Source organism: Marinovum sp. 2_MG-2023 (assembly GCF_030548265.1).
Taxonomy (GTDB): domain Bacteria; phylum Pseudomonadota; class Alphaproteobacteria; order Rhodobacterales; family Rhodobacteraceae; genus Marinovum.
In genome coordinates this window covers 297,587-313,512 of sequence record NZ_JAUOSD010000001.1, presented here as the reverse complement: position 1 = coordinate 313,512, position 15,926 = coordinate 297,587, and the positions used below count along the sequence as shown (strand labels likewise).

The window sequence follows — 15,926 nt, the reverse complement described above, 5'->3', positions numbered from 1 at the left end:
ATTTTTTGCGATAATGTGACGCGGAAAGTGCCATGCCGCTTGCCCGAATGGCCGCAGGTTGCGTATCGAGATGGTATCTCGGAGGAGGAGGATATCATGGCATACAAGGATGTTTACGAAAACTGGAAGGCCGATCCTGAAACATTCTGGATGGAGGCCGCCAAATCCATCGACTGGGACAGGCCACCGACCCAGGCGTTGAGTGATCTTGGCGATCATCAGTATGAATGGTTCGCTGATGGCATGGTCAACGCCTGCTGGAACGCCGTCGACCGCCATGTTGTTGCCGGAAATGGTGACCGGGTGGCGATCATCCATGACAGTCCGATCACGGGAACGATTCACAAAATCACCTTTGCCGAATTGCAGGACCGGGTGGCCCGTCTTGCCGGCGCGCTGCGCGCCAAAGGCGTGGAAAAGGGCGACCGGGTCATCATCTATATGCCAATGGTGCCCGAGGCGATGGAGGCAATGCTGGCCTGCGCCCGTCTTGGCGCGATCCATTCCGTGGTCTTTGGCGGCTTTGCGGCCAATGAACTGGCCGTGCGCATCGACGACGCCAAGCCGCGCGCCATCATCGCGGCCTCCTGTGGTTTGGAACCCGGCCGGGTGGTGCATTACAAACCGCTGGTCGACGGCGCGATTGAACTCGCCTCGCACAAACCGGATTTCTGCGTGATCTTTCAACGCGAACAAGAGGTTGCAACGCTGGTTGCCGACCGTGACGTCGATTGGCACGGGTTTCAGGCCGGCGTGGAACCGGCGGAATGTCTGCCGGTCGAAGGCAACCACCCGGCCTATGTGCTCTACACCTCTGGCACCACCGGCGCGCCAAAGGGCGTCGTGCGCCACACCGGCGGCCATCTGGTGGCGCTGAACTGGACGATGAAAAACGTCTATAACGTCGATCCCGGCGACGTATTCTGGGCCGCGTCGGATGTCGGCTGGGTCGTCGGACACAGCTATATTTGCTATGGCCCTTTGATCCACGGCAACACCACCATCGTGTTTGAGGGCAAACCGGTTGGCACGCCAGACGCCGGCACCTTCTGGCGTGTGATTTCCGAACACAACGTCAAAAGCTTCTTCACCGCCCCGACCGCCTTTCGCGCCGTCAAACGCGAAGACCCGCAGGGCACGTTGATCAAGAATTACGACCTGTCCTGTCTGAATGCGGTCTATCTGGCCGGGGAACGGGCCGACCCCGACACAATCGTCTGGGCGCAGGAACAACTGAACGTGCCGGTGATTGACCATTGGTGGCAAACCGAAACCGGGTTCCCGATTGCGGCCAACCCGCTTGGGATCGAAGAACTGCCGGTCAAGATCGGCTCGCCCTCGGTGGCGATGCCGGGGTTTGACGTTCAGATCCTGGACGAAGGTGGCAACCCGGTGCCCGCCGGGGACATGGGCGCAATTGCCGTGAAACTGCCCCTGCCCCCCGGCACCTTGCCGACGCTTTGGAATGCCGGGGATCGCTATCGCAAAAGCTATCTCACAACGTTTCCGGGGTATTATGAAACCGGTGATGCCGGCATGATTGACGAAGACGGTTATCTGTACATCATGGCGCGCACCGATGACGTGATCAATGTCGCGGGTCACCGGCTTTCGACTGGCGGCATGGAAGAGGTGCTTGCCAGCCACCCGGATGTGGCCGAATGCGCGGTGATCGGCGTGACCGATGCGTTGAAAGGGCAACTGCCGGTCGGCTTCCTGTGTTTGAATGCCGGCGTGGATCGCAACCATGACGAGGTGATCGCAGAGGTGGTCAAATTGGTGCGGGAAAAAATCGGTCCAGTCGCGGCATTCAAACTGGCGGTTGTCGTGGATCGCCTGCCGAAGACCCGATCCGGCAAGATCCTGCGCGCAACCATGGTGAAAATTGCCGACAGCCAGGACTTCAAAATGCCGGCAACGATCGACGATCCGGCCATTTTGGACGAAATCAGCGGCGCGCTGAAAACAATTGGCTACGCCCAATAAACATACCGGCGCTTTGCGGTGATCCCCATCCGGGGGCCGCAAAGCGCCATTTGCCGCCACCCACCGCGGGCCGAAACCGTGGAGAAGACAAAGTGGAGAGGACAAAAATAAACCGCCCAGAGCAAGACCCCGGGCGGTTGATCCTTCTTAAATCTTGTTGCGACCAGCAACAGGGAAACAGGAACAGCGAAAAACGCAATCCTCGTCACTGGCCAGGTCCGACAACAGTCAGGTGTCACTCACTCACCTAACCGTCGTCGGGTCCTGTCCGGTGCGGCCATAATAATCCGCCCCGGATCGGGGTGCGCACCCGCCATTCTCGGGAAGAGAAAGGGCTTGAAAGCAATCGTGAGACACCGATGCCGACGGGCGCCCCCTTTCCTATTCTGCAACTGCACCTGAAATCTGTGACGGACATCACAGAAGCACACAGTATCCTGAATTTGCCCGGTTACTGTCCTTCGACAATCGTGTAACTTAACCTCGGCCAGATCATATTTGTCGGCCAAGTCATTATTTTTAGTTCGATACAGCGCGTCTATGGCGTGCAAGTTCTGGCAGGAACACCATGGTTTTGAAATTCCGAGATACCGCCCGGCGCGAAAGCCTTATCCTTGGCGCGCTGGATCCCAGCGAACGCGCCCTGTTATTGGCACTTTCAAAGTCCTGTCACTATCATGGTGGAAAGACGATTTTTTCCAAGGGCAGCCCCGGCGAAACGTTGATGTTGATTGAAACCGGGCGGGTCGAGATCAGCCTGACATCGGCCACGGGCAACCGGTCGATTGTGGCCCATCTTGGGCCCGGGGACTCTGTCGGGGAAATGGCCGTGCTTCTGGGCAGCGACCGCACAGCGGATGCAATTGCCACCAATGACGTGACCGGGCGTCTGTTGCACCGCACGCATCTGCTGCAATTCCTGACCGACCATCCACAAACCACCCTGGGTTTGATTGCGGACCTATGTCGCAAACTGCAATCCACGACCGAAGCGCTGGCAGATCTGTCCACCGCCGACGGCGGCACGCGTCTGGCAAAAGTGTTGATTGGATTGTTCGAACGTTGGGGGGTGGAAGAAGACGGCGGATTTCGCCTCACGCCTTCGGTGTCTCAATCCGATCTGGGCGATATGGCGGGACTGACGCGCGAAACCGTCAATCGCCAGATCCGCGCCTGGGAGCTGGACAAGATGCTGCGCCGCGATGGGCGTGATCTGATCCTGGTCGATCCCGATTTGCTGGCCACGCGCGCCGGTTAAACGCGGCAAGCGGGGGGCGCGCGACATACAGTTGCTAGACAAATTGTTCCCGGATCAGCCGTTCCTCAAGCCCGTGGCCGGGATCAAACAGGATACGGTGTGCGATTGAGGGTTCCGAACGGATATCAACAATTTCCACGTCTTGCACCGCGCGGGCGTCGGCCTCGGCCATGACCGGGCGTTTGCCCGGGTCCAGCACCTCGAACCGCACTTCTGCGGTCTTGGGCAGCAGCGCACCCCGCCACCGGCGCGGCCGGAACGCCGCCATCGCCGTCAGGGCGAGCACATCCGAACCGATCGGCAGAATCGGCCCATGGGCGGAAAAGTTATAGGCCGTTGATCCGGCCGGCGTCGCCAGCAAGGCACCGTCACAGACAAGTTCCGGCATCCGCACCCGCCCGTCGACCGAAATGCGCAGCCGCGCGGCCTGCGGGCCGGCACGCAGCAACGACACCTCGTTTATGGCAAGGGCATCGTGTTTGGTGCCATCGGTACATATCGCATGCATCGACAGTGGATTGATGACCTCTTCCTGTGCCTCTTTCAGGCGGTCCGCCAAACCATGTTCGTTATATTCATTCATCAAGAAACCGACCGTGCCGCGATTCATGCCGTAAACCGGCGCGGGGTTGTCCTGGGTCCGGTGCAGGGTCGCCAACATGAAGCCATCGCCGCCCAGGGCAACAATCACATCTGCCCCCTGTTCGGCGTGATCACCAAATCGGGTCGACAATGTGGCCTTGGCAGCCTGGGCAAGTGGTGCGTTCGAGGCACAAAACGCAATTCGTAGGCTCATGTCGTGTTTCCTTGCCGCACCTTCTGATTTCCGAAACAACCACAAGTTCCCCGGTATGACCAGCGATGGCGACATCAAATCGCCCTGTGGTCTTTTCCCGGCTTTTCGTCACGCTGTTGATGCAGTAGGAACCGCGCCATGCATTTGCTTGCCCAAGGAGCTTGCCATGACCACGTCGATCAAAAACCCCGGATTCTTTTCCCAGCCCCTCGCCGAACGTGACAGCGAAGTCTTTGCCGCCATCACCGGCGAATTGGGCCGCCAGCGCAGCGAGATCGAATTGATCGCGTCGGAAAACATCGTGTCGCGCGCGGTGATGGAGGCCCAGGGGTCGGTTTTGACCAACAAATACGCCGAAGGGTATCCGGGACGGCGCTATTATGGCGGGTGCGACTGGGTGGATGTGGCCGAAAATCTGGCAATTGCCCGCGCCAAGGAACTGTTTGGCTGTGAATTCGCCAATGTTCAGCCCAACTCGGGATCGCAGGCCAACCAGGGCGTCTATCAGGCGTTGATCCAACCGGGTGACACCATCCTTGGCATGTCGCTCGACGCGGGTGGCCACCTGACCCATGGTGCGCGCCCCAACCAATCGGGCAAATGGTTCAATGCGGTGCAATATGGCGTGCGCCAGCAGGACAACATGCTGGATTATGACCAGGTCGAGGAATTGGCGAAAGAACATCAGCCCAAGCTGATCATCGCAGGTGGTTCGGCCATTCCGCGCCAGATTGATTTCAAGCGGATGCGCGAAATTGCCGATATGGTTGGCGCCTATCTGCATGTGGACATGGCGCATTTCGCCGGTCTGGTGGCGGCGGGCGAGCACCCCTCGCCCTTCCCGCATGCGCATGTGGCCACCACCACCACGCACAAGACCCTGCGCGGCCCCCGTGGCGGCATGATCCTGACCAATGACGAGGCGATTGCCAAAAAGGTCAACTCGGCGATCTTCCCCGGCATTCAGGGCGGCCCGTTGATGCATGTGATTGCGGCCAAGGCCGTGGCCTTTGGCGAGGCGCTGCAACCGGAATTCAAAACCTATGCACAACAGGTGATCAAAAACGCCCAGGCGCTTTCGGATCAACTGATCAAGGGCGGGCTCGACACCGTCACCCATGGCACCGACACCCATGTTGTGCTGGTCGACCTGCGCCCCAAAGGGGTGAAGGGCAACGCCACCGAGACCGCATTGGGCCGTGCGCATATCACCTGTAACAAGAATGGTGTGCCGTTTGACCCGGAAAAACCAACCGTGACCTCGGGCATTCGCCTTGGCTCTCCTGCTGGGACGACCCGCGGTTTTGGCGAAACTGAGTTCCGCCAGATCGCGGATTGGATCATCGAGGTGGTCGACGGGCTGGCCGAAAACGGTGAAGAGGGCAACAAAGAGGTCGAAGCCAAGGTCAAAGCGGAAGTTGATGCGCTCTGCCAGAAGTTCCCGATCTACGCCGATCTGTGAACCTTGTGCGCTGACGCGCACCGGTAAGACTGCGTTCAGGCCACGCAGGCCTTGAAGGGGCTTTCTGCCCCTTCAAACTTCCCCGAGGATATTTTTGAACAGAAGAAGACCCGGAGCGTGCAATGCTCTGGGTCTTTTCATGTTTGGTCGGGCACAGAAAACCCTGTGGTTTTGCGATTTCACGCGACGGAAAAGGCGACCGTCTGCGTATCACCCTTGAAACCAACAAGAGGTGACCCCATGAAACGCCCCTATTACATTCCGCCAATTGTGACCGCTGGTTTTATTGCCCTTGGGTTTCTGGCCATGGCGGCAGGCAGCTCCGAGGCAGAATTTGCCGGCAAGCCGCCATGCATCGTCACCACGGATATCGCAGGCTAGGCACAGGTCAAATGATGTTCTGCCAGCGCAGGACCATCAGGAACAATGCGGCGACGGCCAGCAGTTTCAGCACGATCCCGCCCGCGAGATGCAGTCTTGCTGTGGTGCGGCGCTCTTTGGGGTCCAGCGATTTGAGGTAACGGGTCAGGCGTGCTTCGGCCCGTGACAGCGCGTGCAGGTCGAGCTGCCGCGCCAGTTTCGGATGCGCCGCCAGCCGCGACGCTTCGACAATCTGCGCCGCATCGCGCCGCGCCCATGCCGGAAGCCGCCGACCGGCACGGGTCAGCATGTGTTCAAACGTTGCGCCGCCAACGCCCAATTGATCCGCCATCAATTTGGCCAGGGCCGTTTTGCGCGCTTCGATAGTATGTGCCTCGATCACCGGTCTCACCTCTGATGGCGGTCATAAGCGGACATCCGGGCAAGGACAAGATCAGCTGTCTTCTGTTTGGCCCAGGCGCATTTTCCGGTTTCCCAATCCATGGCGTCGCGATAGATCTGGGGCATGCTGAACCAGATCCACCACCATCCGGCAGGTGACTGCCAGAGCGGCACGCCGCTTGTCATCGTTCACGGGCTTTATGGCTCTGCCCGCAATTGGGGGGTGATTGCCAAACGGCTGTCGGACAGCCGCCCGGTGATCGCCGTCGATCAACGCAATCACGGCGACAGTGCCTGGGCTGACAGCCACAACTATCCCGACATGGCGCAGGATCTGGCAGAGGTGATTGCGGACTTGGGCGGGCGCGCCGATGTGGTGGGCCATTCGATGGGGGGCAAGGCCGCGATGGTCCTGGCCCTGCGGCATCCCGACATGGTGAACCGATTGGTGGTCGGGGATATTGCCCCTGTGACCTATAGCCATGATCAGACACAATTTATCGACGCGATGAAGGCGGTGGATCTGCAACAGGTCAACAAGCGATCCGACGCCTTGGCGCAATTGGCGCGACATGTCGACGACCCGACGCTTCAGAGTTTTTTCACCCAATCGCTTGATGTGGCGGGCAAGCGATGGAAGCTCAATCTCGATGTTCTGGCGCGGGATATGGACAAGATTATCGGGTTTCCCGAAGTCTCTGGCGTATTTGACGGCCCGGCGCTGTTTTTGTCCGGTGCGGAGTCAGACTATGTCCTGCCTGAGCACAGGCCAGCGATCCGCGCGTTGTTTCCCAAGGCACGGTTCGCGAAACTGGTTGGGGCTGGTCACTGGCTGCATGCGGAGAAGCCGCGAGAGTTCGAGGCCTCTGTGCGGGCGTTCCTTGACGCCTGAGCCATGGTGACTGCGCCACTGGCGAACTGAAGCGTTTCACGAATGGCTTGCGCCATTCAGCCCGCCCGGCACGGGGCCCGAGTTTCAGCTTTTGTGAATTTGCAGATCTCTCTTTTCAAAGAGAACGGCGGCGACATTGTCGGAGCGTGTGATGACGCTCAGGTTGTTGGGCATGATCCGCAGTGATTCCGACATCCACCGGTCCAGACGACCACAGCCGCCATCGCCCCTAGGTGTCGATGACGCGCAGTTGGTCTTGCAACCAGGGCAGCTGGATATGGGCCGGGGTGATCATCAGATCCTGCACCAATCGGCGCACGGTGCGGGCGACTTCGCGAGGGACATCATCGGACCAATCGGCGCTGGCGAACAGCGAAATATTGCGCGAAAACGGCGCGAAGGGCAGCGGATGCGCCGCAAGGGAATCATGGATTCGCGCCGAGCGCATATAGCCCAGCGGGGTGGTCACCGCCCATCCCATGCCACGGGCAACCAATGCCATCAGCGACGGATGCGAGCCGATTTCGAACCGGCTGGGATAGGTCAGCTTGAGCCGCGCCATCTGGGCCTCGATTTGGCGACCAATCAATTGGTCCCGATCGTACCGCAAGAACGGCAGTTGGGCCATGACATCGGCGACATTGTCACCGGCCTCGCGCGGGGCGACAAAGATGAATGGATCGCGCACAAGCGGGTATTCTGTCACATTTTCAATGACTTCTCCGGTGGCGGCGGCCACGGCGATATGCAACCGGCTGTCGCGCATTGCGCTGCTGATTTCATGGCTGGGGGCCGAAATCAGCTTGAACCGGCAGCGCGTCAAACTCTCGGCCAGGAGGGTCGCCAAACGCGGCGTCAGGTCGTTGTCGAAATCGTCAATCATCCCAAGGTTCAGCGTCGACAGATGCGCCAGATCCATCACCGTCAACTCACTCTGCGCCAGACGCAATTGCCCCAGCACCACCTCGGTCCGGGTCAGGAAGGAACGCCCCGCCGGTGTCAGCTGCATCGGGCGTTTCGAGTGATCCACCAATGCGGTGCCAAGCGCGGTTTCCAGATTGCGCATTTGCTGGCTGACCGCCGGCTGGCTCAGCCCGGTTGCCCGCGCCGCGCCGGCCACAGATCCACTTTCGGCGAGCGCTTCGAACACCTCCAGCCCTCGCAATGTCACGCCTTTGGCCAGCATCACCCATCCTTTTGCCAGTTTTATCATTTGTGAATGTATCACCCGGCCAATTCAAGCCACAGCATGAGGTCCACCATGACCATTAAGCCGCTCAAGACCGCAATGACCCATCAAAACGGCACACCGCCCGAGGTCACCGCGACCGTCGCTGCGATGTTGGCGCGGATAAAAACCGGGGGCGAGGATGCTGTGCGCCACTATGCAGCAACGCTGGATCGCTGGCAGGGGGACATTGTGGTGCCGGATGAGATGCTGCGCACGGCGGGCACGCGCGTCGCCCCGGAACTGCGGGCGGCGATTCATTTTGCGCATGAAAACATTCACCACTTTGCCACGGCGCAGCGCGGATCAATTCAGGAATTTGAAACAGAGATCCGGCCGGGGCTGTTTGCCGGGCAAAAGCTCATCCCGGTGTCGACCGCCGGATGTTACGTGCCGGGCGGACGATATGCCCATATTGCCTCTGCCCTGATGACAATCACCACCGCCCGTGTCGCAGGGGTGCGCCATATCACTGTGGCCTCGCCCCCCAGAGGCGATGCAATACCCGATGCGATCCTGTTTGCCATGCATCTGGCCGGGGCCACCCGTGTTCTGAACCTGGGCGGGGTGCAGGCGATTGCGGCCATGGCGCAGGGGCTGTTTGAGACCCCCGGTGCCGATATTCTGGTGGGTCCCGGCAATGCCTTTGTCGCCGAGGCCAAGCGGCAAATGTTCGGCCCTGTCGGGATCGACATGTTTGCCGGTCCCACAGACAGTCTGGTGATTGCCGACGGCGACGCCGATCCGGAAACCGTGGCCTGGGATCTGGTGGGTCAGGCGGAACATGGCGCCAATTCGCCGATCTGGCTGGCGTCCCTATCGTCGGCGATCGCCGAACAGGTGATCGCCATCGTGCCCCGGCTGATTGCCACCCTGCCAGAGCCGAATCGCGCGGCGGCGGATCGGGCCTGGCGTGACCTTGGCGAGGTGGTGGTCTGCGACAGCCGGGAAGAGGCCGCGGATTATGCCGATGCCCGCGCGCCGGAACATCTGCATGTTCAGGCGGGTGACCTGGATTATTGGCGCAATCGGCTGCGCAGCTATGGCGCGCTGTTTCTTGGGGCGCAGACCACCGTTGCCTTTGGCGACAAGGCCACAGGACCAAACCACGTGCTGCCCACATCAGGCGCGGCGCGCTACACCGGCGGGTTGTCGGTGCACAAATTCCTGAAATGCGTCACCTGGCAGGAAATGCGCGGTGGCGCCTGCCCCGATCTGGCCGATGCCTGTGCCACGATCAGCCGCGCAGAAGGCATGGAGGGCCATGCACGCACCGCCGACATTCGCCAAGACAGTTGGAAACAAACAGGGAATCGCGCAGCAGGCTAAGACCGCAGCATGGCTTAATTGCTGCGGTGCCAGTCATGAATCCAGCCGTAAATTCAGCGATTAATAGCGCGCACAGAGCTGTTCTGCCTTCGTGCCGAACAGCTTGTAGCGTTTCCAAAAGGATTCATGATGGGCGCGATCCGATTGGCGGATTTCCTGCGCCATATGGGGGTCGCGAAAGAATCTGGCTGCCAAACGCTGGTCGGAGGAGGACAAAGCCGCGTCCGCCACGCTTTGAATACAGCCACAAAGCCGCGAATTGGCCGCCTGTCGACCGGATGTCACGCAGGCCCGGCTGATCGGACCCGCCGATACCGCGCTTGCAAGGATTGGCGCCAGCATCGCTGCGACGATGGCGGAAAATAGCACCTGTTTCATGATCTGCCCTCATGTTCTGCGGTGCCGGTTTCGAAACGACCGGCGTTGCCGCGATTGCGCCAGTTTGCACCAATTTCGGGCATATTTCAATTCACGCCGCTGTCAGACCAGAAAATTGGCGATCACCGCGTCGTGATCGCCAACCGCAATCGCAGATCATTCACCAAAGCCTCACGCGGGATGCCCTCGGCCCGGGCGAGGCGCAAAAGGGCAAAATGCACATGGGCGATTTCCTGATAATAGCTGGTATAGGCGAAATTGGTCGCCGCCCCGGCCACCGCACCCACCACCGGCACCGCCTGCGCCGCAAGCTTTTGGCCAAGCACAGTGGCAAGCCGGGGCGCGATACGGGCGATCATGGCATTGACCGTCGCCCCGGTCAGGGTCACACGGGCCGACAGAAAGGCCATATTGGCGCCGTCATCATGCTCTAGCGGACCGGCCGCGGCAAATACCGCCAGACATTCGGCCCGAATTTCGGCATCCTCCGGGTCAAAACCATGTTCCGCAGCGATACCTTGGATTGCGCGCAAAAGCACGGTGGTGGTCACCGGCAATTCCGCCAGCGCCGATGGCAGCCCGCCAAATCCTCCCGCCGCGCCCATCGCCGTGGTCACCGCCCGGTTCAACCACCCCGGCGCATCACCGACGCGGCCCCGGCTTTGGCTGGCGGCATCCATCGCGATGGCAAGGGCACGTTCGGTCGCGGTCTCCAGCCGATTCTTGACCCCGTCCGGTAGATGTTCCAGCAAATTTTCTGCCTGTGTGCCCATCAGATTGAGCACTTGAATGCCAACACCGCCAGCCCGTCGGTAACGCTGGACCAGAACATCCAGTTCCAAGGCCGTATTTGGTGAAATCAGCTCAGTTCCCGTCATCATGCCACCCCATGTTACTGGTATTTACATTGGGTGTCCGGCGAAAATTTCAAGCTTGCTGGGCCCAGGGCGTCACTTCGCCGGTGATCCCGTCCCAGGCCCCCGCGACCAAAGCATAGCCAAGAACCCGGTCCGGGTTGGTGGGCGGCGGCATTTCGACCCCGTCCAGTTTTTCAAAGCCAAAGCGTGAATAATAGGGCGCATCCCCCACCAGCATCACCCGTGTCCAGCCGAATTCCGTCGCGCGAATCATCGAATCACGGATCAGGGCAGCGGCCACGCCTTCGCCCTGGCGGGTCGGGTGAACCGCAACCGGACCCAACAAAAGCGCCGCCTGCCCGCCGACCCGGACCGGCCAATAGCGAATGGCACCGCCAATAATTCCCAGATCATCCACCGCCAATGTCGACAATTCCGCCACTGGCGGCACATCATCCCGCAGACGATAAGAGCTGAGCGCTGTCCGGCCGGGCGCAAAACTCAGATCGAAAAGCGCCTCGACGGCCCACCAATCCTCGGCTGTTTCTCTGCGCAGATGGATCACTGGGTCGGTCCTTTGACGGTATGGGTGGAAACGCGGGTAACATGCAGTTAGGTCTTGGGTAAAGCCAAAGGATTTCCGAATGTTCTATCGCCCCGCAGACGGCCACGGTCTGCCGCATAATCCGTTCAACGCCATTGTCACGCCACGGCCGATCGGCTGGATCGCCACCCGTGGCCAGGACGGTCAGGATAATCTGGCCCCCTATTCGTTCTTCAATGCGGTCGCCTATACCCCGCCGCAGGTGATGTTTTCGTCGACATCGGCCAAGGACGATCGCGGGGACACCAAGGACAGCGTGGCCAATATTCGCGAAACCGGTGTGTTTTGCGTCAACATCGTTGCATTTGAACAACGCGATGTGATGAACCAAAGCTCCGGGCCCTGGCCGCGTGAAGTGGATGAATTTGACCACGCCGGGATTGCCCGCGCGGATTGCCAGGAGATCGCCTGTTCACGTGTGATCGACAGCCCGGCGTCGCTGGAATGCCGATTGACCCAGATCGTCACCTTGCAAGGTGCGGCAAATTTTCTGGTGCTTGGCGAAGTGGTGGGCGTGCATATCGGCGATGACTATCTGGTGGATGGCATGCTGGACGTCACGCGGTACGCGCCGCTGACGCGGCTGGGATATCGCGACTATTCCGCTGTGCGCGAGGTGTTTTCGCTGAAGCGTCCCGGCGAATAGGCCCGGGCGGGGTTTCCGGGGCTCTGCCCCGCCTTCGATTGGGGGCTCTGCCCCGCTTTTGATTGTGGGGGCTCTGCCCCCGGCCTTTGGCCTCCCCCGGGATATTTTTGAACAGAAGAAGCCCTGGTGTCAGGACCTTAGGCGTTTGGCGTCGAGATTTCGCCACCGCCCACAAGAGCGCGCACGCCGGTTGTTGTCGGCGATGAGGTCGCAAGCCCCCGCGCCACGCGCACCGCGAGATAGGCAAAGGCCTGAGCCTCGAGCATGTCGCCGTCCAGGCCCACCGCTTCGACCGGCAGGACCGGGCAGTCCAGTGAAACCCCGAGCATCTGCATCATCACCGGGTTTTGCCGCCCGCCGCCAGTGACGTAAAGCGCGCTTGGCGGGCTGGGGCAATGTTCCATGCCCCGCATGACCGCACTGGCAGCCATGGCACACATTGTGGCGGCGGCATCGGCGTCTGCCAATTCACGGACCAGATCCAGCATGACAGAGAAGTCATTTCGGTCCAGCGACTTGGGCGGGATTTTCAGGAAATAGCCCTCTTCCAGAAACAATTCCAGCGCCCCGTCGACCACGTTGCCCTGACGCGAGAGCGCGCCATCCTTGTCATAAGCCAGACCGCGTCGTTCCATCATCAGATCATTCAACGGTGCATTGGCCGGGCCGGTGTCAAAGGCCAGCAAGGCGCCCGGGGTTTCAGGCGTCGGTTTGGTTGGATCGACCCAGGTGATATTGCCGACCCCGCCAAGGTTCAGAAACGCCACCGGCGCGGTCGCCCCGATCCATTTGGCGCAGGCGAAATGATAAAACGGCGCCAGCGGCGCGCCCTGCCCCCCCAACCGCACATCCGCCGAGCGGAAATCCCAGACCACCGGCAGGCCAAGCGCCTGGGACAGCGCGCCCCCATCGCCAAGTTGATGGGTGCCGCGCCCGGCGGGGTCATGCGCCAGCGTCTGGCCGTGAAACCCGACGATTTCGGCATCAAAGCCAGACAATGCTTCGATATGGCTGTTCTGGACCACCGCAAGCGCGGCGGTCACATCCTCATCCGGCCAGCGCCCAAGGGCCGCGCGCAGCACATCGCGTTCGTCGTCGCTATAGGCGCGATACCGGCTTTGGCCGAAGCTTTCGATGGTTTGGCCATCGGTGCGGATCACCGCCGCATCCACCCCGTCCAGTGATGTGCCAGACATTGCGCCCAACGCCGTTACCATGCCTGTCTTCAACATGCCCTTTTCCTCGCGCCTTGTGGGCTTTATAGCCTTGTCGCGACCATACCGGAGAGACGACATGACCTACCATCCCAAATCGGATTTCATGGCCACCATGATCGAGCGTGGCTTTTTGGCCGACTGCACCGATTATCAGGGATTGGACGAGGCCGCCGCCAAGGGCGGGATGCCGGCCTATATCGGATTTGACGCCACGGCAAAATCGCTGCATGTCGGGTCGCTGATCCAGATCATGATGCTGCGCTGGTTGCAGAAGACGGGCAACAAACCGATCACCCTGATGGGCGGCGGCACCACCAAGGTGGGGGACCCATCGTTTCGCGCCGATGAGCGCCCGCTGCTGACGCCGGATCAGATCGACGCCAATATTGCGGGCATCAAACAGGTTTTTGCCAAATACCTGAGCTATGACGAAGGGACATCCGTGCCCTCCGGCAGCGAAGCGGTCGGGCCGGACAATGCGGCCTTGATGCTGAACAACGCCGAATGGCTGGACGGGTTGAATTACCTCGATTTCCTGCGCGACATCGGGCGGCATTTTTCGGTCAACCGGATGCTGGCGTTTGAAAGCGTGAAATCGCGGCTGGACCGGGAACAATCGCTTTCGTTCCTGGAATTCAACTACATGATCCTGCAAGCCTATGATTTTCTTGAGCTGAACCGGCGGTACGGCTGTTTGGTCCAGATGGGCGGTTCCGACCAATGGGGCAATATCGTCAATGGGATCGACCTGACGCGCCGGGTGCTGGATCACGAGATTTACGGGCTGACCTCGCCGCTGTTGACCACCAGCGACGGCAAGAAAATGGGCAAGACCGCCGATGGGGCGATCTGGCTGAACGGCGACATGCGCAGCCCCTATGAGTTCTGGCAGTTCTGGCGCAATACCACGGATGCGGATGTCGGCCGGTTCCTGAAACTTTATACCGAGATTCCGGTCGATGAATGCGACCGCATGGGCGCGCTGGCCGGGTCCGAAATCAACGAAGCCAAGATTGTTCTGGCCAATGCGGTCACCGCGCTGTGCCACGGGGCCGAGGCGGCCACGACAGCCGAAGCCACGGCGCGCGACGTGTTTGAAAAAGGCGGTGTCGGGGATGATTTGCCGACGCTGACCTTGTCGGCAGAGGAGTTGGGCGACGGGATGTCGATCGTTCAGGTCATTGTCCGCTCTGGTCTGGCGAAATCCGGCAAAGAGGCCAAGCGGCTGATTTCCGAAAATGGCGCGCGACTGGATGATCAGCCGTTGACCGATGCCGGGTTGATGATTGACAGCGGTGCGCTGTCGTCGCCGATCAAATTGTCGGCCGGCAAGAAGCGTCACGCGTTGGTGCAACTGGGCTGAAGACGGGAGCGAGGGGCCAGCCCCTCGCGCACCCCGGGATATTTTTGAACAGAAGAAGATCGGTTTGCTTTTGGACCGGTCACCACCAGAGCCATTCTGCCAGCCACAGGACGCCGCCTACCGGCAGCGCCAGGGCAAATGCCACTATGGTCAGCCCGATCAGGGTCAGGCGCGGTGTTGGCGCATGCACGCCCATCACATGGTGTTTTTTCATACTGTCCTTAATCCGCATTTAATCTGAATCAGCGGTTAATGACGGCATGTCCTGTCAGCCCTCTCATCTGACCGCTTTGCAATTGGCACCCCTGCAGCAGCACCCGGCGTTCGGAGCGGCGCTGACCCATTTGGGGCGCCCGCCGCTGCGGCTATCATCTTCTGGCACGGGACGGGAATTTCAGCTGATGCGGCGGCGGTTTGGCCCGGTCGAGGTCGGATTGATTTCACGGGCGGATGTCACCCGGCGGGATCTGGCACATATCCGGGACAACTCTGGCTGTCGTCTGTTTCTGGTGAATGCCGAAACGGAGGCAAAGGGCCGTGCAGATGCCCGGTCGCGGGGGCATCCGGGCGTCATGCTGCGCCACCCGGCCTTTATCGCGGAACTCGCGCTCGGCACGAGCGCCGCCGAGATGAAGGGCCAAATGGCCCAAAAATGGCGCAACCGGTTGAATCGGGCCACCGCAAGCGGGATCGAAATCCGTCATTCCGCCATGTCGACTGACCCCGATCATTGGCTTCTGCGTGCGGATGCCGCGCAGCAGGTGAAAAACCGATATCGCGGATATCCGGCGGCGTTTTCCACCGCCTTTGCCCGCGCCAATGGCGGGTCGGCGCGGTTGTTCGAGGCGCATCTGGACGGAGAGACATTGGCCGCCATGCTGTTTTTCATCCACGGGCAAGTGGCGACATATCACATTGGATGGAACGGCAAATCCGGGAGGCAGCTGTCAGCGCATCATCTGGTGATGTGGCGGGCAATGATCGCCTTGGCGCGTCTGGGCATGACGCGGCTGGATTTGGGGGCGGTAGATACGGAAACCGCGCCGGGATTGGCGCGGTTCAAACTGGGCAGCGGCGCGCGCTGCCGATCATTGGGGGGGACCTGGGCGGTCCGGGTCTAGAGCCGTTGACCACCGTTCGGGAGGAGT

The 15,926-nt window shown here is 60.6% G+C and carries 17 protein-coding genes; 9 read left to right on the top strand and 8 right to left on the bottom strand.

All coding sequences use genetic code 11. The features are described 5' to 3' along the window. The first annotated feature begins 96 nt into the window (after window positions 1–96). Entirely contained in the window at window positions 97–1,986 is a 1,890-nt protein-coding gene (gene prpE, locus Q4577_RS01580; RefSeq protein WP_303466877.1) for a propionate-CoA ligase PrpE, read from the top strand. A 568-nt stretch (window positions 1,987–2,554) separates the two neighbouring features. After that, window positions 2,555–3,244 (top strand): Crp/Fnr family transcriptional regulator, encoded by a 690-nt coding sequence (locus Q4577_RS01575; RefSeq protein WP_244686082.1) that lies wholly within the window; start codon window positions 2,555–2,557, stop codon window positions 3,242–3,244. 34 nt (window positions 3,245–3,278) lie between these two features. Here the strand turns inward: Q4577_RS01575 and Q4577_RS01570 are convergent, their stop codons facing one another. Further along, window positions 3,279–4,040 (bottom strand): NAD kinase, encoded by a 762-nt coding sequence (locus tag Q4577_RS01570; RefSeq protein ID WP_303466880.1) that lies wholly within the window; start codon window positions 4,038–4,040, stop codon window positions 3,279–3,281. A 166-nt stretch (window positions 4,041–4,206) separates the two neighbouring features. On the opposite strand from Q4577_RS01570, the gene glyA reads away from it, so the two are divergent. Both glyA and Q4577_RS01560 read left to right on the top strand, forming a co-directional pair. Beyond that, complete coding sequence (gene glyA / locus Q4577_RS01565; RefSeq protein WP_303466883.1) at window positions 4,207–5,502, top strand: serine hydroxymethyltransferase; 1,296 nt, start codon at window positions 4,207–4,209, stop codon at window positions 5,500–5,502. A gap of 240 nt (window positions 5,503–5,742) precedes the next feature. After that, window positions 5,743–5,883: a hypothetical protein gene (locus tag Q4577_RS01560; protein WP_303466886.1), complete on the top strand. Its 141-nt coding sequence runs from the start codon at window positions 5,743–5,745 to the stop codon at window positions 5,881–5,883. A gap of 7 nt (window positions 5,884–5,890) precedes the next feature. Here the strand turns inward: Q4577_RS01560 and Q4577_RS01555 are convergent, their stop codons facing one another. Further along, the gene (locus tag Q4577_RS01555; RefSeq protein WP_244686076.1) at window positions 5,891–6,265 is read right to left on the bottom strand and encodes a hypothetical protein; all 375 of its coding nucleotides are present in this window, start codon (window positions 6,263–6,265) and stop codon (window positions 5,891–5,893) included. A gap of 123 nt (window positions 6,266–6,388) precedes the next feature. On the opposite strand from Q4577_RS01555, the gene Q4577_RS01550 reads away from it, so the two are divergent. After that, window positions 6,389–7,156, top strand: a complete 768-nt coding sequence (locus Q4577_RS01550) for an alpha/beta fold hydrolase (protein WP_303466893.1) — start codon at window positions 6,389–6,391, stop codon at window positions 7,154–7,156. A 229-nt stretch (window positions 7,157–7,385) separates the two neighbouring features. Here Q4577_RS01550 and Q4577_RS01545 read toward each other — a convergent pair whose 3' ends face one another. After that, window positions 7,386–8,342 (bottom strand): LysR family transcriptional regulator, encoded by a 957-nt coding sequence (locus Q4577_RS01545; RefSeq protein WP_244686072.1) that lies wholly within the window; start codon window positions 8,340–8,342, stop codon window positions 7,386–7,388. Between the two features lie 75 nt (window positions 8,343–8,417). Here Q4577_RS01545 and hisD point away from each other — a divergent pair, with 75 nt between their 5' ends. After that, window positions 8,418–9,713: a histidinol dehydrogenase gene (gene hisD, locus Q4577_RS01540; RefSeq protein ID WP_303466894.1), complete on the top strand. Its 1,296-nt coding sequence runs from the start codon at window positions 8,418–8,420 to the stop codon at window positions 9,711–9,713. Window positions 9,714–9,773: 60 nt separating this feature from the next. On the opposite strand, the gene Q4577_RS01535 is transcribed toward hisD, so the two are convergent. The 3 genes from Q4577_RS01535 to Q4577_RS01525 form a co-directional block, all read right to left on the bottom strand. Next, on the bottom strand, window positions 9,774–10,094 hold the full coding sequence (locus Q4577_RS01535) for a hypothetical protein (RefSeq protein WP_244686362.1): 321 nt from the start codon (window positions 10,092–10,094) through the stop codon (window positions 9,774–9,776). A 119-nt stretch (window positions 10,095–10,213) separates the two neighbouring features. After that, a complete protein-coding gene (locus Q4577_RS01530) occupies window positions 10,214–10,969 on the bottom strand; it encodes an EcsC family protein (RefSeq protein ID WP_244686070.1) in 756 nt (251 codons plus the stop codon). A 49-nt stretch (window positions 10,970–11,018) separates the two neighbouring features. Continuing rightward, window positions 11,019–11,513 carry a GNAT family N-acetyltransferase gene (locus Q4577_RS01525; RefSeq protein ID WP_303466895.1) on the bottom strand — a complete coding sequence of 165 codons (495 nt, stop codon included), beginning with the start codon at window positions 11,511–11,513 and terminating at the stop codon, window positions 11,019–11,021. A gap of 79 nt (window positions 11,514–11,592) precedes the next feature. Between Q4577_RS01525 and Q4577_RS01520 the strand changes: the two genes are divergently transcribed. Next, window positions 11,593–12,198 (top strand): flavin reductase family protein, encoded by a 606-nt coding sequence (locus Q4577_RS01520; RefSeq protein ID WP_244686065.1) that lies wholly within the window; start codon window positions 11,593–11,595, stop codon window positions 12,196–12,198. 137 nt (window positions 12,199–12,335) lie between these two features. Here the strand turns inward: Q4577_RS01520 and Q4577_RS01515 are convergent, their stop codons facing one another. Beyond that, a complete protein-coding gene (locus Q4577_RS01515; protein ID WP_303466897.1) occupies window positions 12,336–13,430 on the bottom strand; it encodes an anhydro-N-acetylmuramic acid kinase in 1,095 nt (364 codons plus the stop codon). Window positions 13,431–13,491: 61 nt separating this feature from the next. Here Q4577_RS01515 and tyrS point away from each other — a divergent pair, with 61 nt between their 5' ends. Then, the gene (gene tyrS, locus Q4577_RS01510) at window positions 13,492–14,778 is read left to right on the top strand and encodes a tyrosine--tRNA ligase (RefSeq protein WP_303466900.1); all 1,287 of its coding nucleotides are present in this window, start codon (window positions 13,492–13,494) and stop codon (window positions 14,776–14,778) included. A gap of 79 nt (window positions 14,779–14,857) precedes the next feature. Here the strand turns inward: tyrS and Q4577_RS01505 are convergent, their stop codons facing one another. Beyond that, window positions 14,858–14,992 carry a hypothetical protein gene (locus tag Q4577_RS01505; RefSeq protein ID WP_303466901.1) on the bottom strand — a complete coding sequence of 45 codons (135 nt, stop codon included), beginning with the start codon at window positions 14,990–14,992 and terminating at the stop codon, window positions 14,858–14,860. Window positions 14,993–15,179: 187 nt separating this feature from the next. On the opposite strand from Q4577_RS01505, the gene Q4577_RS01500 reads away from it, so the two are divergent. After that, window positions 15,180–15,899: a GNAT family N-acetyltransferase gene (locus Q4577_RS01500; RefSeq protein ID WP_303567584.1), complete on the top strand. Its 720-nt coding sequence runs from the start codon at window positions 15,180–15,182 to the stop codon at window positions 15,897–15,899. Window positions 15,900–15,926: the final 27 nt, after the last annotated feature.

Coding starts and splice junctions, on each gene's coding strand:
- Q4577_RS01545 (WP_244686072.1), bottom strand. CDS start 8,342: ATGCTGGCCAAAGGCGTGACATTGCGAGGGCTGGAGGTGTTCGAAGCG.
- Q4577_RS01520 (WP_244686065.1), top strand. CDS start 11,593: ATGTTCTATCGCCCCGCAGACGGCCACGGTCTGCCGCATAATCCGTTC.
- Q4577_RS01575 (WP_244686082.1), top strand. CDS start 2,555: ATGGTTTTGAAATTCCGAGATACCGCCCGGCGCGAAAGCCTTATCCTT.
- tyrS (WP_303466900.1), top strand. CDS start 13,492: ATGACCTACCATCCCAAATCGGATTTCATGGCCACCATGATCGAGCGT.
- glyA (WP_303466883.1), top strand. CDS start 4,207: ATGACCACGTCGATCAAAAACCCCGGATTCTTTTCCCAGCCCCTCGCC.
- hisD (WP_303466894.1), top strand. CDS start 8,418: ATGACCATTAAGCCGCTCAAGACCGCAATGACCCATCAAAACGGCACA.
- Q4577_RS01570 (WP_303466880.1), bottom strand. CDS start 4,040: ATGAGCCTACGAATTGCGTTTTGTGCCTCGAACGCACCACTTGCCCAG.
- prpE (WP_303466877.1), top strand. CDS start 97: ATGGCATACAAGGATGTTTACGAAAACTGGAAGGCCGATCCTGAAACA.
- Q4577_RS01560 (WP_303466886.1), top strand. CDS start 5,743: ATGAAACGCCCCTATTACATTCCGCCAATTGTGACCGCTGGTTTTATT.
- Q4577_RS01550 (WP_303466893.1), top strand. CDS start 6,389: ATGCTGAACCAGATCCACCACCATCCGGCAGGTGACTGCCAGAGCGGC.
- Q4577_RS01500 (WP_303567584.1), top strand. CDS start 15,180: ATGCGGCGGCGGTTTGGCCCGGTCGAGGTCGGATTGATTTCACGGGCG.
- Q4577_RS01530 (WP_244686070.1), bottom strand. CDS start 10,969: ATGACGGGAACTGAGCTGATTTCACCAAATACGGCCTTGGAACTGGAT.
- Q4577_RS01505 (WP_303466901.1), bottom strand. CDS start 14,992: ATGAAAAAACACCATGTGATGGGCGTGCATGCGCCAACACCGCGCCTG.
- Q4577_RS01515 (WP_303466897.1), bottom strand. CDS start 13,430: ATGTTGAAGACAGGCATGGTAACGGCGTTGGGCGCAATGTCTGGCACA.